Origin of the sequence: Cupriavidus sp. 2SB (assembly GCF_005503625.1) — a bacterium.
Classification (GTDB): domain Bacteria; phylum Pseudomonadota; class Gammaproteobacteria; order Burkholderiales; family Burkholderiaceae; genus Cupriavidus.
The window spans coordinates 15,202-36,385 of sequence record NZ_SCMX01000061.1; the positions used below are offsets into that span (position 1 = coordinate 15,202).

A 21,184-nucleotide genomic window follows, 5' to 3' on the forward strand; every position below is an offset into this window, starting at 1 on the left:
GACGTTCTACTCATCACTTCCGGACCCGGCCATGTCGCTCCCTTCGCTCCAGCTTGCCCTCCAACTCGACCGCGCCGATGTGTTCGGCAGCCTGGAATGGGTGCTCGCCAACGCGCGCCGCACGGGCCTGTCCTTGCAGGCGATGGAATTCGACGCCAGCCGCGCCAACGCCGTCCGGATGGTCTGCGAAGCGCCAATGGTCGAACTGCTGGAACTGTTCGTGCGGCGGGTGGCGCATGGCGTGGATCTGGAGATCGTCGATGCGGAGTTTTTCGATGCCGTGGAAGACCAGCCTGCCGCCCTCGCGGCCTGACGCTCAGGCTTCCGCCAGAAGCTCGATGCCATCGAGTTCCGCCGCGCAGGTGTCACGCACGATCGTGACGAAATCCCGCACGTAGGGCCGATCGGCCATCGGCGTCGGCACCATCGCGTACAACTCGCTCCATAGTCCCTTGGCGCCGATCCGCTTGGCCAGCACGTAATCGTGATCGACGTAGTTGCGGACGCCCCAGTTCGGTAGCGCCGCCACGCCACGTCGGCTGGCCACCAGTTGCAGCACGGCCACCGTCAGTTCAGCAGTGCGCCGCTCCAGACGAATGCCTGCTGGCTCCAGCACCTCGCGAATCAGGTCGATGCGCTGCTCTGGCACCGGATAGGTAATCAGCGTCTCGCCGGCCAAGTCGCTGGCCTCCAGCCGCCGCTTGTTGCGCAGACGGTGCTCATTGGCGATGACTGCAAGGATCTCGAAGCGGAACAGCGGCGACACATGCAGGCCGCGCCGCGCTGGCGGCTTCGATCCGATCACCATGTCGGCCTTGCCCTGCGCGATCAGACCCAGCGGATCGGCATGGAAGCCGGCCACCAGATCGATCTCCACCTCGGGCCAGCGACGACGGAACTCGTCCATGACCGGCATCAGCCAGTCGAAGCAGGTATGGCATTCAAGCACCACGCGCAGTTCTCCGCGTGTATCCCCTTTCAAACGTTCCAGATCACGCTCGGCGGCGCTGATCGCGGCCAGCGCCTCGCGCGCCAGCGCCAGCAATCGCTCGCCGGCCGGCGTAAAGCGCAAACCCTGGCGCGTGCGGTCGAACAGCGCCATGTCGTAGTGCGATTCGATGGCCTTGATCTGATGGGACAGCGCCGACTGGCTGACGTGAACACGTTCGGCGGCGGTCGCCAACTTGCCGGATTCGGCGATGGCAACCAGCGAACGGAAATGGCGGACTTCGATCATGAGCCGGAACGCTGCAACGCAGTGAGTTGAATGAAATTCATACAATGTTTAAAACATGTCGCTTGATTCATTCTAGCCGCGAACGGACACTGGCCGCCACTCGAACTTACGGAGCACCGGCATGGCACAGACCCACATCCTCGGCTTTCCGCGCATCGGCGCGCGCCGCGAACTGAAATTCGCGCAGGAAGCGTTCTGGCGCGGCGAAACCTCTGAAGCCGCGCTGCGCGAAACCGGCGCCGATCTGCGCCGCCGCCACTGGCAACTGCAGACGGCGGCCAGGCTGTCGACCGTGGCCGCTGGCGACTTCGCCTGGTACGACCAGATGCTTGGCCTCACCACGCTGCTCGGCGCCCTGCCCCGGCGCTTCGGCTTCGATGCCGAAACCCTGACGCTGGCGCAGTACTACGAACTGGCGCGCGGCAATGCTGCCCAGCCGGCCATGGAAATGACCAAGTGGTTCGATACGAACTACCACTACATCGTCCCCGAACTTGATGCGGAGAGCACCTTCGACGGCGGCGCCAATTGGTACTTCGATGAAATCGAAGAGGCGCTGGCGCAAGGGCTTTCGCCGCGTCCGGTACTGGTGGGTCCCGTGACTTACCTGTGGCTATCGAAGTCCCATGTGGCCGGTTTCGACCGTCTGAGCCTGCTGCCCAAGGTGGTGAGCGCCTATCAGCGCATCCTGTCGCAACTGCGCGCCCGGGGCATTGAATGGGTGCAGATCGACGAGCCCGCACTGTGCCTGGACCTGCCGCCGCAATGGCTCGACGCCTTCGATCATGCCTACCCGGCTCTGGCCGACAGTGGCGTGAAGCTGCTGCTGGCCACTTACTTTGACACCGCCGCGCCGCACGCCGCCCGCGCCGCCGCGCTGCCCGTGCACGGCTTTCATATCGATCTGGTGCGCGCCCCGCAGCAACTCGCAGACTGGCTCAAGGTGCTGCCCAAGACCGCCGTGCTCTCCGCCGGCGTGATCGATGGCCGCAATATCTGGCGCGCCGACCTGCGCCGCCTGCTGGAGACACTGCAGCCCTTGCACGCCCAGCTCGGCAACCGCCTGTGGCTCGCCCCGTCGTGCTCGCTGCTGCATGTGCCGGTCTCGCTCGATGCCGAATCCCGCCTCGATCCCGAACTGAAATCGTGGCTGGCCTTCGCCACCGAGAAGCTCGATGAAATCTGCACACTTGCCACGGCATTGAATGAAGGCGAAGCGGCAGTGGCCGCCAGGCTGGACGCCTCGGACGCCGCTCAGGAAGCGCGCCGCACCTCGCGCCGCGTGGTAAACCAGCAGGTGCAGAAGCGCCTAGCCGCCGTGCAGCCCGCCATGGCCGAGCGCCAGAGCGCCTTCGACATCCGCATCGCGCGGCAACGCGACACGCTCAAGCTGCCTGCGTTGCCCACCACCACGATTGGCTCGTTCCCGCAGACCGCCGCTATCCGCCAGACGCGTGCCGCCTACAAGCGCGGCGATATCGGCGCGCTGGAGTACCTGGAGCGCATCCGTGGCGAGATCGAACTGGCTGTGCGCAAGCAGGAAGAACTGGGGCTGGACGTACTGGTGCATGGCGAGGCCGAGCGCAACGACATGGTCGAGTACTTCGGCGAACAGCTTTGTGGCTATGCCTTCACGGAGAACGGCTGGGTGCAGAGCTACGGCTCGCGCTGCGTGAAACCGCCCGTGATCTACGGCGATGTCTATCGTCCCGACCCGATCACCGTGGACACGGCGCGTTATGCGCAATCGCTGACCACCCGGCCGATGAAGGGCATGCTGACCGGCCCGGTGACGATGCTGCAATGGTCATTCGTGCGCGACGATCAGCCGCGCGCCGAGACCACCCGCCAGCTTGCCCTGGCGATCCGCGACGAAGTGGTGGATCTGGAAGCCGCGGGCATCCGCGTGATCCAGATCGACGAACCGGCCCTGCGCGAAGGCTTGCCGCTGCGCCGTGAAGATTGGGCGGCGTATCTCGACTGGGCGGTCAACGCGTTCCGGCTCTCCGCCGCTGGCGTACGCGACGAGACCCAGATCCATACCCATATGTGCTATGCCGAATTCAACGACATCCTGCCGGCCATCGCCGCCATGGATGCTGACGTCATCACCATCGAGACTTCCCGCTCCGCCATGGAACTGCTCGAAGGCTTTGGCGACTTCGACTATCCGAACGAGATCGGACCGGGCGTCTACGACATTCACTCGCCACGTGTGCCATCGGTGGAAGCCATGACGCGCCTGCTCGAACGGGCCTGCGAGGTGATTCCGCCCGAACGTCTCTGGGTCAACCCGGACTGCGGTCTCAAGACGCGCGGCTGGCCCGAGACCGAAGCCGCGCTGGCCAACATGGTGAGCGCCGCCCGCCAGTTGCGCACCAGGCTTGGTGGTGAGGCGTCGATCGCGTGGAAGCGTGTCACGCGGCCGGCGCGCCCTGCACCGGTGGCCGCACATGTGCATGGTGCGGCATGCGGTGCCGAGTGCGTGGGCCAGGCGGCAGTCTGAAAACGCCTGAGCATATGTGGTGATCCGATCCGCTGCGGCGCTGTGCCACATGGCGCCGCAGTGGGCCGCTTCGTATGCTTCCGGTCGAGCCCAACAAGAACATAGGGGCGTGCCGAGGTTGACCCGGTGCAGCCTTCGACCCGATGAAACGACCCACCCCATGGCGCCGCGCGGCGGCGCTACCCGTTGCTGCGCTGTCCGGCGCGGCACTGGCACAAGGCGCCGTCGGCGCCGCAGGCAGCACGCCTGACGAGGCCAGAATCCCGACACTTCCTACCGTCACCGCCACGGCACCCGCCTCCGGTTCGCTGACCGTCCCCGGCGTGGCCCAGCAGCGCGAATCGCTGTTCCAGTCCGCTGGCTCGGTCGGATTTGTCGATGCTGCCACCTATGCCAACACCTACGCCTTCGATCTGCGCGACGTGCTCAAGAACGCGCCCGGCGTCTATGTGCAGGAGCGCTACGGCCAGGAATTGCGGCTCTCGGTCCGCGGATCGGGCATTGCGCGCGGCTTCCACACGCGCGGCATCGAGATCCTGCAGGACGGTGTGCCCACGAACTTTGCCGATGGCAGCGGCGATTTCTATCAGGTCGATCCGCTCGCACTGTCGGCCGCAGAGGTCTACAAGGGTGGCAACGGTCTGGCCTACGGCAGCACCACGCTGGGCGGCGCGATGAACTTCACCACGCCCACGGCGCTCACCGTGGAATCGCCAAACATGGTGCGTATCGATGGCGGCAGCTTCGGCACGATCCGTGGCAGCGGACAGGTGGCACGCCAGATTGGCAACTGGGATTTTCTGGTCAATGCCACGGTCAGCCACTCGGAGGGCTGGCGCAACCACGAGCGCGGCCAGTACGAGCAGATTAACGCCAATGTGGGCTATCGCTTCACGCCGGCTGTGGAAACGCGCTTCTACTTCGGCGCGTATATCGTGGATCAGTTGCTGCCCGGCGCGCTGACGCTGAACCAGGCACTGAACACGCCGCGCATGGCCTCGGCCAGTGCGCTGGCTGGCGATCAGGCGCGCAACACGCGCACCGAGCGGCTGGCCAATGTCACGAGCGTCAAGCTCGATAACGGCCAGATCGATTTCACGACGTGGGCCATCCACAAGAGCCTGTACCACCCGATCTTCCAGGTCATCGACCAGGATTACTGGACCTACGGATTCGCGCCGCGCTACACAGGGCAGTTCACCGTGGGCGGCATGCGCAACCAGTTGATTGCCGGCGCACGCTTCTTCGGCGGCAACAACGATGCGCGCCAGTACGTCAACGTCAACGGCAATCGCGGTGCGCAAACGCTCAACGCCGCGCAGGATGCCTACAACTACGAGGCATATCTCGAAGACCGTCTCTACGTGCTGCCCACCGTGGCGCTGATGGCTGGCGCCAAGGCGTATCGTAACCGTCGCGAATACACGGACTACGGCGGCTTGCCGACCAATCCCACGGCGAAGGCCGATGCCACGACCTATAGCGGCGTGAATCCGAAGTTCGGCGTGCTGTGGGAACCGAAGCCCGATGTGCAGGCGTTCATCGACATCACGCGCAGCGCGGATGTGCCCGACTTCTCGGATCTGAACCAGACCATCGGCACCACGCAGCGCTTCGTCCCGCTATCGGCCCAGCATGGCTGGACGCTCGAAGTGGGCACGCGCGGCAAGACCGATCGCTTCGGGTGGGACATCACGGCCTATCGCTCGCTGCTGCGCGACCAGTTGCTGCAATACACGGTCAATGCCGATATCCCGGCCTCGACGTTCAATGCCAACAAGACCGTGCTGCAAGGCGTGGAGTTTGGGGCCAGCGCCGATGTGTTGCGAGACCTGTTCGGCAAGGGCGACAAGGTCACCGTATCGCAACTGTGGAACTACAGCGATTTCCGCTTCGACAACGATCCGGTCTACGGCAACAATCGCATCGCCGGTGTGCCGCAACATGTGCTTCGCACCACGCTGGCCTACAGCCGCAACACACGGCTGCGGGTGGCAGGCACCATCGACTGGGTGCCGACCGGCGCCTATGTGGACTATGCCAACACGCTGAAGACACCGGCCTACGTGCTGTTTGGCATCGAGGCCAGCTACGAATTCGAGCGTGGCGTGACGCTGTTCCTCGATGCGCGCAACCTGACCGACAAGCGCTACATCAGCGATTTCAGCACCGTGACCGATGCGCGGGCGGCCAATACCGCCGTGTTCTATCCCGGCACAGGACGCGCGTTCTATGCCGGGATGAAGTACCGCTTCTGAGGTGCAGCGGGTCGGGGTCAGACCTTGCCGTCGTGGATGATCACGGACAACGTGGTGCGCGGCGGCACGACAACGTTCTCGATGAAGGTGCCCGTCACATTGCGTCGAACCATCGGCAAGACCGAGTGGGCCGGCAGCGTGGCGCCGGGCGTCGGCAGCTTGCGCTCCGCGGCGAGCGTCTGCAAATCGATTGCAGGCAACGCGTAGCCGGTTTCCGTACGCGCCGGATAGCCATAACCGGAAGGTGCATTCTCGGCCGGTATCAGCGCTCCAACCGATGCAGCCCAGCGCCGCAGTTCCGGCACGGTGCCCGATTGCGGACGCACCGAGCGGATGGCTGCGTCGAGCATGTCCGTGGAAGACTTGTTCGTACTGTCGTTCAGCAGATTCCGGAAGAAATCGATACCGAACTGGCGGTTCAGGTAGCCGCCCCACGCGCCCCAGACCCCATAGCCGTCGCAGGCTTCGCGGTCTTCCGGCCACTGGAACACCGGGCAGGCATAGAGCGGCGTGCGGGTGTATTGCGGCAGGCGGGTGTCCGCGATCTCGTTGTAGGTCGCCAGCAACCGGCCGCTCATGAAGTCTTCCACCATGACCGCCGTGCCTTCATCGAGCCAGGTTTCCATGACATGGTCCGGCCCCAGCCGCACGCCCCTACGATAGAAGTTCTGCATGTGGATCGATTCATGCGCCAACGTCAGCAGCGCCGTGCCGATGCCGCCCCCGTCTTCGGCATACATGATCGATGTATCGATGAACAACACCACCGCCTGATTGCTGCTCAGCGTATCCGCTTCAGACGGATTTCGCGTGAACGCGTTGTTGGCGGAGAAGAATCCAGCCAAGCCCGTCTCGTCCATTTTCATGAAGACGATATTGACCGTCTGCCCGGTGCCGCCAATCAGTTCGGGCAGGTTGTGGGCGCCCCACAGCGGGCCGCCTACTCCGATCAGGAAGTCATAAATGCCGTCTGCAACGGTGTACTGCGTGGATAGGGTGTCGAGCATCTCTCCGGTGACTTTCTCCGCATCGGACTCACTGTCCTCCAGCCAGAAGTTCACCGTGACGCCATCGCTTGTCGTCGATTGCCGCATCAGAGTGGTGTCGCGTGGCGTGTCGGTCTTGCCGTCGTGCCACTGACGCGAATCGCCAAGCTGGGCAGCTGGCGTTGGCTCGGGCAGATCGCCCCCGTCCCGCGCCGTCGGCGGCACCTCGCCACGCAATGCGCGAAGTTTCTCGATGCGTTGCACCCAGCCGGACTGATTGAAGGCGCGGACCTGATCGCCAAACGATGGTGACACTTCCCGCTGTTCCGCTGCCTGCGGACGACTCCGTGTCGTATCGCCTTGCGCAGTCATCGGCATGAGCTGTGCGTCGCCGCTGTCATTGGAAAACACCAGCGATACGTTCTGCCCTTTTAAATTGCGGAGCGAGACTGGAATTGAGACTGGCTGGTCTGTCTCGTTGGAATAGGCCCACACGCCCGTGCCCTGCCCGCTGTACTGCGTGGGCGAGACCGCACTGCAACCGGAGCACGCCGGTTCGATTGTGGCAACGGGTGCGATAGGTGTATCCGGCTTGCCAGTGCCGGGCGAAGGATTGGACGATGGGCAGCCGGCCACCAGCAGTGCAACGGCCAGCAACGCGCCCGATCTGAAATGATGTGACGTCATGAAGAAACTCCTGTCCGATAACGAGGCACGTGGCCTCTCGGTCAGGATGCTTCCGAGGGAACGTCCGAATATTGACGCCGTGCAATGCGATCACGGCATTCGTAAAACGGCGAGAAATCCGTCCGGCAAAGACAAAGCCCCTCCGCTGTGGGAGGGGCCTTGTCGACACGGCGACGACTACAACACGAATCAGTTCACGCGCTGCACGGGCGGCGGCATCCACTTGCCGTCGAGCAGCACCTGATCAGGCCAGTAGGCGCGCATCATCAGGTTGAAGCCGTCGGGCGGCGCCGGCAACCAGTTGGCCATCTGGTTCGGGGCCGGCCGTTCGTACTGGATGTAGATGTCCAGCGAACCATCGCGGTTGTAGCGCAGGCGGTCGCGGCTGCCGATGGCGTAGCGCTGCAGTTCGTTGCCGACGAATGCCTGCTTGTCGTTGTACATCGTCAGCGACCAGAACGCCTTCACAGGCGGCAACTGGCCTTTCTCGAAGTGCATGACGTAGCGGGCACCACCATCGAACGGACGGCCCGTGGCGTCGGCACGGGCCGTCGGGTAGATCGCGTCCTCGGGCAGGTTGGCGCCGAGCCCGAACATCGCCACGGCCGCACGCCGCGCATAGTCCATGCCATAGGCACCCATATCGCGCGACACGCGCCAGCCCGAACCGCCTGCGGCGCTCTTGCGCGCGTTGGCCGTCACGGTGGCCAGGGCCGCTGTGGCACCTTCCTGCACGGCACGCGCGGTCGACGGTTCCAGCACGGTGGTCTTGAAGGGCTCGCCGGGACGGATACCCATGCGCAGCATCTTCTCCACCATGGCGTCATCGTCCGGGGACGGCGGATTGTCCTGCAGCAGAGAGGCCAGGCGGCTGAAGTATGCCTGCGCGTCCATGGCGGCCACCTGCTCGACCGGCGGCGTTTCCGTATCCACCAGCGTCGCGCGGGGCGTGGCCGGCGGCAGGCTGCGTGTGCCCTTGCGCCAGGCGGACAGCGGCACCAGCCGGAACTGGTCCTGCAGGCGATGGACGTTGCCGTAATCGGCCTTGCCGTTGGTCTGAATCCGGCCGATCAGCCACACCATGTCCGTGGGCGAGCGGATTTCCTGCACGCCCTTCGGCAACGTGCCCTGCCAGTCAGGCCCGACGATCGCGAACGCGCCGCGCTTGGTGCCGGTGGTGCGCTTACCCGGTGAGGCGAACACGTTGGTCCAGGCATCGAGCATCTGCATGACGTAATAGCGTCCGGCGGTATCGGGCACCGACATGACGACGGGCTCCTTCGACACATCCAGCCAGGCCGTGGAGTACAGCGTATCGGCATTCGGACTCACCACGTCCGCAAACGAAGCATCCGGAAAGACACGCTTGTGCGTGAACGTGTTCACCGGCACCCGCGCTGTCATCACCTCTCGCGTGACATCCATCAGGACGAGCGGATACGCGAAGGTGAAGACCTCGGCCGACAGCGATTTCATCGCCTGATCGGAAGGTGGCTGTTCGGCAGCTGGCGCCTTGACTACCGGCTCGGGTGCGGATGCGCAGGCGGACAGCAAGACGGCAAGCGCGACCACGCTTGCCAGTTGGCGGATTGATCGGTTCATGACCCCGTTTCCCTTTGGAGTGGCGGCCTTCCGAAATAACGTGTCACAACGACTGGGGGCGCGTGAGTTGCTCCGGAGGCGCATCTATTCCGGACGAATGATGGGCTGGGGGTTGTCCACTGTCAATGACCCCGACGGCCGGTTCGGGGGGAAAGCGAACACTATGGTAGGAACGGAGGCGGAGGCTGCGAGGACCTGTGTCGAAAACAGCACGTTGAGGACGGGTCGGGCAGAAATCCGGCAAAGAAAAAGGGCTTCCGTTTCCGGAAGCCCTTCCTCATTGCATAGGTGGCGCGGCTGGCAGGATTCGAACCCACGACCCCTTGGTTCGTAGCCAAGTACTCTATCCAACTGAGCTACAGCCGCACGCGAGGCCCGAATTATATAGAAACTGATTCGGCGCGCAAGTGTTTTTTGCACGCCATCTTTTTCAAGCCGCTACCAGCGGTATCGTGCCCCCACCGTCCCCCCGGCATTGCGTCCTGCCCGCGCCTTGACCCACACCTTCAGTCCCGTGTTCGACCGGCTTTGCGCGCCCACATTGAACGAGAGCAGTCCGCGCAGCAGGTCGGTGTCGATACGCGTGCCGTTGATGTTGATGGTGCGCGCACGGTTATCCTGCCACCAGTCGGCTTCGACATAGGGATAGACACCGCTCACCCGCGTGGGCCGGGAGTTGTAGAGCCGCACCGCCAGGCCCGTGGCACTGCTCTCGCCGGGGGGCGCGTCCCAGTTGCCGGGAACCGGCGACAACCCAGGACGATAGGCCATCTCCACGCGCGGTTGCAGGGTCAGCCCGCTGCGCGACAGCGGCGCGTCAAATGCCAGCGCCATGCTGCGCACACGGCTGTCCACGAAATTGGAACCTGTCGAGTTGTCGTCGATATGCAGCGCCGCATCACGCGGCCCGCTGCGAAAACGCTCCACGACGCGATCGATCGATGCCAGGTTGATCGTTACCGTCTCCACATCGACCGATACCTGTCCTTCAGGCATGCGCGAGGCATGCACGGGAATCGGCAGATCCGGCTCGTCGTTCTCTACCACCATGCGGGGCGGAACCAGGGACAGCGTCACGTCCTGGACTGGCGTTGGCAAGGGCGCGGGTGATGCGGCCTCTTCGATCTGCGGCGGCGCCTCGCCGAACGGCGGCGCTTCGGCAAACGCCCGGGCATGCTCGACCGCGCAGGCCAGCAACATGAACGCAACGCACAGGGGAAGACCAGGATGATACGAAGGATGCGCAGGCACACAGCACCCCCGCCCGGACTCACGCCCGGTGCTCTCCTCTCTTCCGCACATCAACAGTACGGACATGATGACCACCCTTGCCGAGCGTTGTGTGAACCATGCCCGGTCAGCTTGAGCATAGGTCAAAGGCTTGCGGATCGTTAGCTGCGAATGTGGGATCGGCCGCCCGACAGAGGGATGAGAAACGGGTTGCGGTGGGGTTAATGCGGAGCTGCTTTTGGTGGTCTCCCCGCTGTCGGTTTTCTCCCCTCTCCCGCGATGCGGGAGAGGGGAGAAAACCGTCGGGGGTATCAAATGGCACGACCGTAAACGGAAAAACCCCTGTTCTTGCGAACAGGGGTTTTCTGAATTTGGTGCCCAGAAGAGGACTCGAACCTCCACAGTGTTGCCACCGCTAGGACCTGAACCTAGTGCGTCTACCAATTCCGCCATCTGGGCTTCGTTTCGCTGTATTGCTACGGCGATGCGAAGAACGAGATCTTAAGAAGGATCGTCACATCTGTCAACAGCTTTTTATCCGAGCCTCGACAAATTCCAGAACTCATTGCCGATGTAACCGGAAATCGACTTGGCCCGGGCGTTCCGGCAGCGATAGCGTGGCCGTGGCCGGTGCCGTACGGGCGATGACCTTGCCGGCGCGCATCACGAGCAGCCGCGCGGCACGCAGGCGGATGGCTTCCACCGGATTGCCGGCTTGCAGCAGCACAAGGTCCGCGCGGCAGCCTGGTTCCAGGCCGTAGCCTTCCAGACCGAGGATCTTTGCCGGCGTTTCGGTCACGGCCGAGAAGCAGGCGCGAATCGCTTCCTGCCCGGTCATCTGGGCGACGTGCAGACCCATGTGCGCCACCTCCAGCATGTCGCCCGAGCCCAGTCCGTACCACGGGTCCATCACGCAGTCATGCCCGAAGGCCACGGGGATGCCGGCGGCGAGCATTTCGGGCACGCGCGTCATGCCGCGACGTTTCGGGTAGGTGTCGTGCCGGCCTTGCAGCGTGATGTTGATCAGCGGATTGGCGATGGCCGCCACGCCAGCCTCCCGCATCAGCGGCAGCAGCTTGGAGACGTAGTAGTTGTCCATCGAGTGCATCGACGTCAGGTGCGAGCCCGTCACGCGGCCCTGCAGTCCGAGTCTTACCGATTCACTCGCCAGCGTTTCGATATGGCGCGACAGCGGATCGTCGCTCTCGTCGCAGTGCATGTCCACGCGCAGGCCCCGGTTGGCCGCTTCCTCGCAGAGCAGCTTGACCGAGGCCGCGCCGTCCGCCATGGTCCGCTCGAAATGCGGAATGCCACCCACCACGTCCACGCCCATGTCCAGCGCACGGCGCAGATTGTCGAGTGCGCCCGGTGCGCGCAGCACGCCGTCCTGCGGAAACGCCACCAGTTGCAGATCGAGATAGGGCTTCACGCGCTCGCGCACATGCAGCAGCGCTTCGGTGGCCAGCAGTCGCGGATCGCAGATATCTACGTGCGAGCGGATCGCCAGCAGGCCCTTGGCAACCGCCCAGTCGCAATAGGCCAACGCACGCTCGACGATGGCCTCCTGCACCAGCAGCGGCTTGAGTTCGCCCCACAGCGCAATGCCTTCGAGCAGCGTGCCGGACTGGTTCACGCGCGGCAGGCCGTACGACAGCGTGGAATCCATATGGAAATGCGCATCGACGAACGGCGGCGAGACAAGCTGCCCGCTGGCATCGATTTCCTCGCCGGCAGTGCCCGGCAGTTGCGGTGCCACGGCAGCAATCTTGCCGCCGGTGATGCCGATATCGATATCGGCACGGCCGTCAGGCAGGTTGCAATGACGCAGGATGGTGTCGAACATGGGAATGGTCTCTTTGTTATCGGTTCGGATCAGCGCTCGCCCTTGCGGTACGGCTTCATCAGCGCTTGCGGATAGGCCGCGCGCCGCGCCACCAGGATCAGGGCAACGATCGAGAGGATATAGGGAAGCATCAGGTAGACCTGATACGGCAGCGTGGGCAGGCCCGGCAGGCTGGCACCGCCCTGCTGGAGACGCAGTTGCAGCGCATCGAACGCAGCGAACAGCACCGCGCCGAGCAATGCCCGGCCGGGACGCCACGACGCGAACACCACCAGCGCCACGCAGATCCAGCCGCGTCCGTTGATCATGTTGAAGAAGAACGCGTTGAAGGCTGATAGCGTCAGGAACGCGCCGCCAATCGCCATCAGCGCGGAACCCGCCATGATCGCGCCGATACGTACTGCATTGACGCGAATGCCCTGCCCTTCGGCCGCAGCCGGGTTCTCGCCGACCATGCGCACGGCCAGCCCCAGCGGCGTGCGATAGAGCAGCCATGCCAGCACCGGTGCCATCAGCAGGGCGAGCAGCGTCAGCGCGGTCTCGGCGGCCATGACGGGACCAATGATCGGCACGTCCTGCCACCACGTCATCGGCGCAAACGGTGTGATCGTGGGCGGCGACGAGACCTGCGCGAAGCCAAGCCGATACGCGTAGTAGGACACGCTCGTCGCCAGCATCGTCACGCCGAGCCCTGCCACATGCTGCGACAGCGCCATCGACACCGTCAGCCAGCCGTGCAGCAGGCCGAGGCACAGCCCCACGCCCGCCGCCACGGCCACGCCACCCCAGAGCGGCATGCCCTGGTACACCGCCAGCCAGCCGGAGAACGCGCCGGCCACCATGATTCCCTCGATGCCGAGGTTCAGCACGCCCGCCCGCTCGCACAGCAATACGCCAAGCGTGCCAAAGATCAGCGGCGTGGCCACGCGCAGCACGGCGATCCAGAACGGGGCGCCGGCCAGAATATCGAACAGTTCCATCAGGCCACCTTCCCCATGCGGTCGAAACGGACGCGATAGCGCGTGAGCATCGTCGCCACCAGCATCGACAGCAGCGCCACCGCCACGATGACATCGGCGATTGCGTTCGGCACACCCACCGCGCGGCTCATGCCATCGGCACCCACCAGAATGCCGGCCACAAATACCGCCGAGGCCACGACGCCTATCGGATGCAGTCCCGCCAGCATGGCGATCACCACGCCCGTATAGCCGTAGCCGGGCGACATATCGAGTGTCAGGTAACCGGTGCGCCCTGCCACCTCTACCACACCGGCCAGCCCCGCCAGTGCACCGGACAGCGCCGCCGCCAGCAGCGTAACGCGTGCCACGGGCATGCCCGCGAATGCCGCCGCGCGCGCGTTGGCGCCCACCGCACGCATCTGCAAGCCGAACACGGTGAAGCGGTTGATGGCCCAGACGAGCACCGCCAGCGCGAGCGCCATCAGCAAGCCCGCATGGACACGCGACCGCTCCATCAATCGCGAGAGTTCCAGCTCCGGCACCAGTGCCACAGATTGCGGCCAGCCCATGGCGAGCGGGTCTTTCATCGGTCCATCGAGCATGGCCGATACCGCCAGCAGCACGATGAAATTCAGCAGCAGCGTGGTAACCACTTCATCCACGCCGAGCCGCATCTTGAGCACTGCGGGCAAGAGCAGCAACAGTGCGCCGGCCAGCATGCCTGCAGCCACCATCAAGCCAAACAGCACGCCATTGGGCAGCGACGCCGCCCAGGGCGCCGCCGCGCCATCGACCTGCCCGCCCACTGCCACGGCGGCGAGCGCGCCGAGATAGAGCTGCCCTTCGGCGCCGATATTGAACAGGCGCGTGCGGAATGCCACGGCCACCGCCAGCCCAGTGAGGATCAACGGCGTGGCGCGCGTCAGCGTCTCCGACCACGCAAAGCGCGAGCCGAAGCCACCTTCCAGCAGCAGCAGATAGGCTTTGCCGACGGGAGCGCCGGCAAACGCCACGAGGATCGCGCAGATCAGCAGCGTCACGACGATAGCGGCCAGCGGTGCCACTACGAGCGCGCTGCGCGACACGGAGGTTCGGGCTTCAAGCCGCATGGGCTACCTCCGCATCGTTGCTGTTTGCGCTGTCGGCACCGGCCATCGCGAGGCCCAGTGATGCCAGCGTCCATGCGGATGTCGGTCGCGCGGCGGTCAGATGCCCCGCATGCATCACGGCGATGCGATCGGACAACGCCATCAATTCATCCAGATCTTCGGAGATCAGCAGCACGGCGGCACCCGCCGCTGCCGCTTCGAGCAACTGGCGATGGACATACGCCACCGCGCCGATATCGAGTCCCCAGGTTGGCTGACTTGCGACCACTAGCCGAGGTGTCTCCGCGCCACGCACGGACAGCGCACGCCCCAGAATCAGTTTCTGCATATTGCCGCCGGACAGCGCGCGCGTGGGGACGTCGATGCCGCCGCCGCGCACATCGAACCGGCTCACCAGTTCGCCCGCAAAGCGACGGGCCGCCGCACGGCGGATCACGCCTGCGCGTACGAAAGTCTCGTTGCCCAGTTGTTCGGCAATGGCGTTCTCCCAGACAGCAAGGTCGCCTACCGCGCCTTCGGCGTGGCGATCTTCCGGGATACGCGCCACGCCCGCGCCGATCCAGCGTCTGGGCTGCGCGGGCAACGCATCGCCATGCAAGGTCACGCGACCCGTGGATGGACTTGCCATGCCGCTCATCAACTCGGCCAGCGCGACTTGTCCGTTACCGGACACCCCGGCGATGCCGACGATCTCACCGGCATGCAGATCGAGCGAGATATCGTGCAGGCCCATGCGGCCCGCCGCTGCCACGCTCGCGCGATCGAGCGAAGCGATTACCTTGTCACTGGCAGTTGTTGTGGTTCGCGCCGGCATTTCCACGCGGCGCCCCACCATCAGCTCGGCCAGTTCGGGCTTGCTGGTGCCCTGCGCTGCCAGGGTCGCCACCAGTCGGCCACCGCGCAGCACTGCCACGCGATGGGATACGCGCAAGACCTCGTCCAGCTTGTGGCTGATGAAGATCACCGCCAGTCCCTCGGCAATCAATTGATTGAGCGTGCGGAACAGGCTCTCCACCTCCTGAGGGGTCAGCACGGCGGTAGGTTCGTCGAGGATCAGCACGCGCGCGCCGCGATACAGCGCCTTGATGATTTCCACGCGCTGGCGTTCGCCAACGGAGAGCGATCCCACTTTGGCATGCGGCTGCACCGCCAGTCCGAAGCGCGCAGCCAGATCCTGTATCCGCGCGAGCGCGGCACGTCGCCGCTGGCGTGGTTGCCAGAGCGACTCGGTGCCGATCACGATGTTGTCGAGCACGGACAGGTTGTCGGCCAGCGTGAAATGCTGATGCACCATGCCCACGCCTGCGGCCAACGCCGCGCGCGGGTTGCCGGGTGGCAGCGGCGTGCCATCCACGTCGACGCTGCCCGCATCGGCCGTGTAGTGGCCGAACAGGATATTGACGAGCGTGCTCTTGCCGGCGCCGTTCTCGCCGAGCAGCGCCAGCACCTCGCCGCGATGGAGATCGAGCGAGATATCGTCGTTCGCCACCAGTGAGCCGAAGCGCTTGCTGATATGGGATAGCCGGAGAACCGGCGGAGAAACCTGGGACATCTAATGTTCGTCAGCAAATAGAAGATGCCCCGTTCACATGCACACCTGCACGGAACGGGGCAGAGACAATCAAGAAAGGCGGATCAAGGCATCGCCATCACGGCGTTGACTTCGGTTCGGTCTCCACGACCTTGACCGCGAACTTGCCGTCGAGAATCGCTTTTTCCTTTGCGCGCACCTTTGTCATCAGATCCGCCGGCACCTTGCTCTCGAACGTGCCCAGCGGCGCCAGTTCGGCACCCTTGAATTTCATCAGCGAATACTGGCCGTAGTCCTCGTTCTTGAACTGGCCGGCCTTGACCTTGGCAAGTGCCGCCGCAACAGTCGGCTCCATGTTCCAGAGCGCTGACGCCACCACCGTGGCAGGATATTGCGGCTGGGTGTTGATCACGTTGCCGATGGCCAGCTTGCCGCGCTCCTTGGCGGCATCCGACACGCCGAAGCGCTCCGCGTAGAGCACGTCCGCGCCCTTGTCGATCATGGCGAAGGCCGCTTCCTTGGCCTTGGGCGGATCGAACCACGAGCCGATGAAGCTCACGGTGAACTTCACCTTCGGATTCACCTCGCGCGCGCCTTCCATGAACGCGTGCATCAGCCGGTTCACTTCGGGGATGGCGTAGCCGCCGACCATGCCGATGTGGTTGGTCTTGGTCATGCCGCCCGCGATCATGCCGGTGAGGTACGACGGCTCCTGGATGTAGTTATCGAATACCGAGAAGTTGGGCGCCTGCGGCTTGCCCGACGAGCCCATCAGGAAGGCCGTCTTCGGATAGTCCTTGGCTACCTTGCGGGCGGCGCCTTCCACGGCAAACGATTCGCCGAGGATCAGTCCCGAACCCTGCTCGGCATACTGGCGCAGCACGCGTTCGTAGTCGGCGTTCGAGACGCTCTCCGAAAACACGTAGTCGATCTCGCCACGCGCCTTGGCCTCGTTCAGCGCCTTGTGGATGCGCGACACCCACTGCTGCTCCACCGGCACCGTATAGACCGCTGCCACCTTGATCTTCGACTGCGCGTGCGCCAGCGGCGACAGACCCAACCCGGCCAGCGCGGCAGTTGCCGCCAGCGCCTTCATCCAGTGACGGCGATCGCTTCCCATGTGCATGACTTCACTCCCCTTTTGCATTGTGTGACGTTGGAATGCTTTGAAAACTTGTTTGGAAACTTCTTCGAGAACTTGCGCGGCTCAGGCCAGTTCCGCTTCGTGGAGCCCGCAGCCACGCAGCAGCAGCGCTACCAGATGCTCGGTGGCACGCTCGAAATCGTCGGCATCGAGCTGGCTCACGCCGAGCACAGCGCAAACCTGCGCATCGAAATCGGCATAGGTCTGCGTGGCGGCCCATATTGTGAAGAACAGGTGATACGGATCGACGGGCGCCATCTGCCCGCCATCGATCCATGCGCGGATGACCCGGGCCTTCTGCGCCACCAGTTCGTGCAGCGCTTCACGCAACACGTTGCCGATCTCGGGCGCACCGTGCAGCAGTTCATTGGCGAAGACACGCGAGGCATCGGGATGACTGGCCGACAGCCGCATCTTGGCGCGGATGTACTGCTCCAGCGCGCGACGCGGCGCGTGATCGGCGCTGATGATGTCGGTCTCGGACAGCCAGAGTTGCAGCGTATGCGCCAGCACCGCGCGATATAACGCCTGCTTGGTGCGGAAGTAGTAGTGCAGGTTCGATTTCGGCACGCCAGCGCGCAGCGCAATGTCGGCCATCGTGGCCCCGGCAAACCCCGCGCGCGCGAACACGTGCTCCGCCGCGCGCAGGATCAGCGCCTCGTTCTCCTGCCGGATCCGCCCACCGGATTCGCGCGCCACCGGCACGCGTGCCAGCGCGTCCATCATTTGGTGCCGTACAGCCGGTCGCCGGCATCGCCAAGGCCCGGCACGATGTAGCCGTGCTCGTTCAGCTCCTCGTCGATTGCGGCGGTGACGATTCCCACGTCGGGATGCGCCGCACGCAGCGCGGTCAGCCCGGGACGCGAAGCGATCAGGCACACGTACTTCATGCCGGTCACGCCCGCCTCCTTGAGCCGGTTGATGGCCGCGATGGCGGAGTTGCCCGTGGCCAGCATCGGGTCCACCACGATCACGAAGCGTTCCTCGATATCCTCGGGCATCTTGAAGTAGTACTCGATCGGCTCCAGCGTCTCGGGGTCGCGGTACAGGCCGATATGGCCCACGCGCGCGGCGGGCAGCAGGTCGAGCATGCCATCGAGAAAGCCGTTGCCTGCACGCAGGATCGACACCAGGCAGAGCTTCTTGCCCGACAGCACCGGCGACTGCATCGGCGCGATGGGCGTCTTGATGGCAATGGTCTCCATGGCCAGGTCGCGCGTGGCCTCGTAGGTCAGCAACTGGCTGATCTCTCGCACCAGGCGGCGGAAGTTGTCAGTGGTAGTGTCCTCGCTGCGCACCAGCGTGACCTTGTGCTGCACCAGCGGATGATTGACGACCATCACGGCAGGCGGTGCCGTGCCCGCTTCGGCTGCGATGGCTGCGTTCGACATATCGGTCATGGTGCGCTCCCTGGCGATTCTGGGTTCTGACAATTCAGTGAAACCTGGCGCAGCGGGTCATTGGCCCGCCGTGCCGGCTGCCTGCAAACCTGGTTTCCCGCGCGCTGGCTCACGCGCGAGGCCGGTAAGTTCTAGAACACGGTGCCGTCGCTCTGGATCGCGAATGGCGGCGGCCCGCCCGGTGCCCGGCGCTGTGCGGCAACGCGACGCCCCGCCGCCCATGTGCCACCCTCCAGCACGCGCGCCAGCGGAAAATCGGCGGCGCTGATGCCCAGCGCCTGCCGCACGGCGTCGGCCACGAGATCGAGACCGGTCACGGTCAGCGCGCGCCATTCCACGATCTCGGGCTCGTCCACGGTATGCGTACGAGCGGCAAATTCGGCATCGCGCGGCACGGTGAGTTCGAAGTCGTAGAGCAGTCCGCCGTTACGGTACTCCGGTAGCCCGGTCAGCGCGTCGAGTCCTGTGACCGTCAGCCCGCCATCTTCCAGCGGCTCCAGCAGCGAGTAAGTCAGCCACTGCGTGAGCTTGTGGAATGGCACCAGCCCGCCCGGCGCCGCCGGATGCCGCCAGCAGTCGCCCAGCGACACACCCTCTACCTGCACGCGTCCCGGCCACACCGGACCGAGCGCCACCAGCAGCGTGCGCAATACGAAGGCCGCTTCGATGCGTCCATCCTGCGCATGGCTGCTCAGGTAATCGAACAGGTTGCCCAGCCGCGCCGGCGTGCCGAACACGGCGGGCGTGGCCTGCATGACCTCGCCCAGTCGACGCAGCAGGCCGGCCCGTCCTTCGAGGCCAACCAGCGGATTGTGCTGGGCCACCTGAAAGGCCGTGGCAATGGTGGAGGCGTCGATCGACGCCAGGCGCTCGGCGTCCGCGCGCAGCGGATCGCCCATCTCGGCCGAGAAGCCGCCACGCGCGAAAAGATCGAAACTGGCCACGCCGAGACCTTCGGAGCGCGTCAGCATCATGTCGCTGGCCGGATCGCGATAACGCCAGTCCGGCCCGGCCCCGGCGTCGAGCAGCACGCTGGGGATCACGAGGTCGATGCCGATACGGGCGCGGTCGGCGCAATGATCGGCCCCGGTCATGCCCGCCCGCTCGCACAGGATCTGCCAGCGGTTGATCGCATCGTTGCCCGGCCCGCCGCTCTCGAAGTGTCGCCAGCGGCTGTGATACGGCACCTTCAGGTCCGGATAGCGGCGCTTGATCGTCCCGGCCACGTAATCGGCAATGGCTGCCACGCGGTCGGGATGCCATGTGAACAGCTCCGATTCGCCCGACGCGACGAATTCGGTCACCACCGCGCAGTGCGTACGCACCGCTTCCCCGCTCAGCAATACGGAGGCGGGATGTTCGGCGGGCACGGGCGTGTGCCAGCCGCGGGTTTCCCCTTCGGCATACTCGGTCATTCGTTCAACCCCCTGCCCTTGGCCAGGGCCAGTTCGTTGGCGTCCGGCGGCGTGAGACTGGTGAAGTAACCCGCCGCCACCTTCGCATCGATTTCCACGCGCGCGTCAGCCGGGATCAGCGCCTCGGGGATGGCCACCTGCTCCACCACCTCGATCCCCTGCGCCGTCAGCGCGCCATGCTTCATGTTGCTCATCGAGGCCCAGCGGTCGATCCGCTTGATGCCGAGCCAGTGGAAGACATCGGGCATCAGCTCCTGGAACCGCATGTCCTGCACGCCTGCCACGCATTCGGTGCGCGCGAAGTAGGTTTCTGCGCGGTCACCGCCCACCTGGCGCTTGCGGGCGTTGTAGACCAGGAACTTGGTCACCTCGCCCAGCGCGCGGCCCTCCTTCCGGTTATAGACCACCAGGCCTACGCCGCCCTGTTGCGCCATCTCGATACACACTTCGATACCGTGGGCCAGATAAGGTCTGCACGTGCAGATGTCCGAGCCGAAGACATCGGAACCGTTGCATTCGTCGTGCACGCGGCAGGCCACGCGGGTCTCCGGCTGTCCCAGCTTGCTCACATCGCCGACGAAATACAGCGTCATGCCACCGATGGGGGGCAGGAAGACTTTCAGGTCGGGTCGCGTCACGAGTTCCGGAAACATGCCGCCGGTCTGCTCGAACAGGCTGCGGCGCAGGATGCTTTCCTTGATGTCGAAGCGGCGCGCGATGCCGGGCAGGTACCAGACCGGATCGATGGCGGCCTTGGTCACGCGCACATCGCCGTTGGCATGGAGGATGTCGCCATCGGGCTTGAGCCGGCCCGCCGCGATGCCGGCCACCAGTTCGGGCATGTTGATATGCGCGCGGGTAACTGCGATGGTGGGACGGATATCGACACCCGCCGCGATGCGGTCGGCAAACACCGTGGAGACCAGATGGCCCCAGGGGTCCAGCGACACGATCTTGTCCGGGTCGCCCCATTGCGCGTGCGGGCCGATGGCCTCGGCCGGCGCGGTATCGGTCAGGTCCGGCCGGTGCCCGCGCGGCAGCGTACCCGAGGCAACGGCCAGCGCACGATAGATGGCATAGGCGCCCGAATGGGTGCCGATCACGTTGCGCTGCGCGGGGTCGGTCAGGCTGGCAATCACAGGTCCGCGCTCCGCCGCCGTGGAGGCACCCCAGTGAATGGCCTCGGCGGGCTTGTCGCGCCGCGCGTGCGAAGTCAGGACGATGTGATCGGACATGGCAGCCTCGTCTTCCGGGTATGGACCGGTACCTGAATC

At 64.9% G+C, this 21,184-nt stretch carries 16 protein-coding genes and 2 tRNA genes; 3 read left to right on the plus strand and 15 right to left on the minus strand.

The annotated features are described in order from the left end of the window. Window positions 1-31 precede the first annotated feature (31 nt). The gene (locus tag FFS21_RS23525) at window positions 32-313 is read left to right on the plus strand and encodes an AsnC family transcriptional regulator (protein ID WP_137927148.1); all 282 of its coding nucleotides are present in this window, start codon (window positions 32-34) and stop codon (window positions 311-313) included. A 3-nt stretch (window positions 314-316) separates the two neighbouring features. Here the strand turns inward: FFS21_RS23525 and FFS21_RS23530 are convergent, their stop codons facing one another. Continuing rightward, window positions 317-1,237, minus strand: coding sequence for a LysR family transcriptional regulator (locus FFS21_RS23530; RefSeq protein ID WP_137927149.1), 921 nt, complete (start codon window positions 1,235-1,237; stop codon window positions 317-319). A 121-nt stretch (window positions 1,238-1,358) separates the two neighbouring features. Here FFS21_RS23530 and metE point away from each other — a divergent pair, with 121 nt between their 5' ends. Together metE and FFS21_RS23540 are read left to right on the plus strand one after the other, a co-directional pair. Continuing rightward, a complete protein-coding gene (metE, locus tag FFS21_RS23535) occupies window positions 1,359-3,743 on the plus strand; it encodes a 5-methyltetrahydropteroyltriglutamate--homocysteine S-methyltransferase (RefSeq protein WP_137927150.1) in 2,385 nt (794 codons plus the stop codon). 143 nt (window positions 3,744-3,886) lie between these two features. Beyond that, a complete protein-coding gene (locus FFS21_RS23540) occupies window positions 3,887-6,001 on the plus strand; it encodes a TonB-dependent receptor family protein (protein WP_137927151.1) in 2,115 nt (704 codons plus the stop codon). Window positions 6,002-6,018: 17 nt separating this feature from the next. Here FFS21_RS23540 and FFS21_RS23545 read toward each other — a convergent pair whose 3' ends face one another. From FFS21_RS23545 to FFS21_RS23610, 14 genes are all read right to left on the minus strand, one after another. Beyond that, complete coding sequence (locus FFS21_RS23545; RefSeq protein WP_137927152.1) at window positions 6,019-7,674, minus strand: M30 family zinc metallopeptidase; 1,656 nt, start codon at window positions 7,672-7,674, stop codon at window positions 6,019-6,021. Window positions 7,675-7,863: 189 nt separating this feature from the next. Further along, entirely contained in the window at window positions 7,864-9,276 is a 1,413-nt protein-coding gene (locus FFS21_RS23550; RefSeq protein ID WP_137927153.1) for a DUF1254 domain-containing protein, read from the minus strand. Window positions 9,277-9,565: 289 nt separating this feature from the next. Continuing rightward, window positions 9,566-9,642, minus strand: a tRNA-Arg gene (locus tag FFS21_RS23555). Window positions 9,643-9,714: 72 nt separating this feature from the next. After that, on the minus strand, window positions 9,715-10,476 hold the full coding sequence (locus tag FFS21_RS23560; RefSeq protein ID WP_237380539.1) for a hypothetical protein: 762 nt from the start codon (window positions 10,474-10,476) through the stop codon (window positions 9,715-9,717). A 402-nt stretch (window positions 10,477-10,878) separates the two neighbouring features. After that, a tRNA-Leu gene (locus tag FFS21_RS23565) sits at window positions 10,879-10,965 on the minus strand. Between the two features lie 103 nt (window positions 10,966-11,068). Beyond that, window positions 11,069-12,349, minus strand: coding sequence for an amidohydrolase family protein (locus tag FFS21_RS23570; protein ID WP_137927155.1), 1,281 nt, complete (start codon window positions 12,347-12,349; stop codon window positions 11,069-11,071). Between the two features lie 29 nt (window positions 12,350-12,378). After that, window positions 12,379-13,329, minus strand: coding sequence for an ABC transporter permease (locus tag FFS21_RS23575; RefSeq protein WP_171020479.1), 951 nt, complete (start codon window positions 13,327-13,329; stop codon window positions 12,379-12,381). After that, window positions 13,329-14,420 (minus strand): ABC transporter permease, encoded by a 1,092-nt coding sequence (locus tag FFS21_RS23580; protein WP_137927157.1) that lies wholly within the window; start codon window positions 14,418-14,420, stop codon window positions 13,329-13,331. The genes FFS21_RS23575 and FFS21_RS23580 overlap by 1 nt, the downstream gene beginning before the upstream one ends. After that, a complete protein-coding gene (locus FFS21_RS23585; RefSeq protein ID WP_137927158.1) occupies window positions 14,410-15,972 on the minus strand; it encodes an ABC transporter ATP-binding protein in 1,563 nt (520 codons plus the stop codon). Before FFS21_RS23585 ends, FFS21_RS23580 begins: the two co-directional genes overlap by 11 nt. Before the next feature lie 97 nt (window positions 15,973-16,069). Further along, window positions 16,070-17,077 (minus strand): BMP family protein, encoded by a 1,008-nt coding sequence (locus FFS21_RS23590; protein WP_370459334.1) that lies wholly within the window; start codon window positions 17,075-17,077, stop codon window positions 16,070-16,072. 81 nt (window positions 17,078-17,158) lie between these two features. Continuing rightward, window positions 17,159-17,821, minus strand: coding sequence for a TetR/AcrR family transcriptional regulator (locus FFS21_RS23595; RefSeq protein ID WP_237380541.1), 663 nt, complete (start codon window positions 17,819-17,821; stop codon window positions 17,159-17,161). Beyond that, window positions 17,818-18,495 carry a uracil phosphoribosyltransferase gene (gene upp / locus FFS21_RS23600; protein ID WP_137927159.1) on the minus strand — a complete coding sequence of 226 codons (678 nt, stop codon included), beginning with the start codon at window positions 18,493-18,495 and terminating at the stop codon, window positions 17,818-17,820. The genes FFS21_RS23595 and upp overlap by 4 nt, the downstream gene beginning before the upstream one ends. Window positions 18,496-18,626: 131 nt before the next feature. Continuing rightward, entirely contained in the window at window positions 18,627-19,910 is a 1,284-nt protein-coding gene (locus FFS21_RS23605) for a URC4/urg3 family protein (RefSeq protein ID WP_137927160.1), read from the minus strand. Further along, window positions 19,907-21,145 carry a GTP cyclohydrolase II gene (locus FFS21_RS23610; protein ID WP_137927161.1) on the minus strand — a complete coding sequence of 413 codons (1,239 nt, stop codon included), beginning with the start codon at window positions 21,143-21,145 and terminating at the stop codon, window positions 19,907-19,909. The genes FFS21_RS23605 and FFS21_RS23610 overlap by 4 nt, the downstream gene beginning before the upstream one ends. Between the last annotated feature and the right edge of the window lie 39 nt (window positions 21,146-21,184).

Coding starts and splice junctions, on each gene's coding strand:
- FFS21_RS23545 (WP_137927152.1), bottom strand. CDS start 7,674: ATGACGTCACATCATTTCAGATCGGGCGCGTTGCTGGCCGTTGCACTG.
- FFS21_RS23590 (WP_370459334.1), bottom strand. CDS start 17,077: ATGCACATGGGAAGCGATCGCCGTCACTGGATGAAGGCGCTGGCGGCA.
- FFS21_RS23580 (WP_137927157.1), bottom strand. CDS start 14,420: ATGCGGCTTGAAGCCCGAACCTCCGTGTCGCGCAGCGCGCTCGTAGTG.
- FFS21_RS23570 (WP_137927155.1), bottom strand. CDS start 12,349: ATGTTCGACACCATCCTGCGTCATTGCAACCTGCCTGACGGCCGTGCC.
- FFS21_RS23550 (WP_137927153.1), bottom strand. CDS start 9,276: ATGAACCGATCAATCCGCCAACTGGCAAGCGTGGTCGCGCTTGCCGTC.
- FFS21_RS23525 (WP_137927148.1), top strand. CDS start 32: ATGTCGCTCCCTTCGCTCCAGCTTGCCCTCCAACTCGACCGCGCCGAT.
- metE (WP_137927150.1), top strand. CDS start 1,359: ATGGCACAGACCCACATCCTCGGCTTTCCGCGCATCGGCGCGCGCCGC.
- FFS21_RS23540 (WP_137927151.1), top strand. CDS start 3,887: ATGAAACGACCCACCCCATGGCGCCGCGCGGCGGCGCTACCCGTTGCT.
- FFS21_RS23560 (WP_237380539.1), bottom strand. CDS start 10,476: ATGTTGCTGGCCTGCGCGGTCGAGCATGCCCGGGCGTTTGCCGAAGCG.
- upp (WP_137927159.1), bottom strand. CDS start 18,495: ATGACCGATATGTCGAACGCAGCCATCGCAGCCGAAGCGGGCACGGCA.
- FFS21_RS23585 (WP_137927158.1), bottom strand. CDS start 15,972: ATGTCCCAGGTTTCTCCGCCGGTTCTCCGGCTATCCCATATCAGCAAG.
- FFS21_RS23595 (WP_237380541.1), bottom strand. CDS start 17,821: ATGATGGACGCGCTGGCACGCGTGCCGGTGGCGCGCGAATCCGGTGGG.
- FFS21_RS23530 (WP_137927149.1), bottom strand. CDS start 1,237: ATGATCGAAGTCCGCCATTTCCGTTCGCTGGTTGCCATCGCCGAATCC.
- FFS21_RS23610 (WP_137927161.1), bottom strand. CDS start 21,145: ATGTCCGATCACATCGTCCTGACTTCGCACGCGCGGCGCGACAAGCCC.
- FFS21_RS23605 (WP_137927160.1), bottom strand. CDS start 19,910: ATGACCGAGTATGCCGAAGGGGAAACCCGCGGCTGGCACACGCCCGTG.
- FFS21_RS23575 (WP_171020479.1), bottom strand. CDS start 13,329: ATGGAACTGTTCGATATTCTGGCCGGCGCCCCGTTCTGGATCGCCGTG.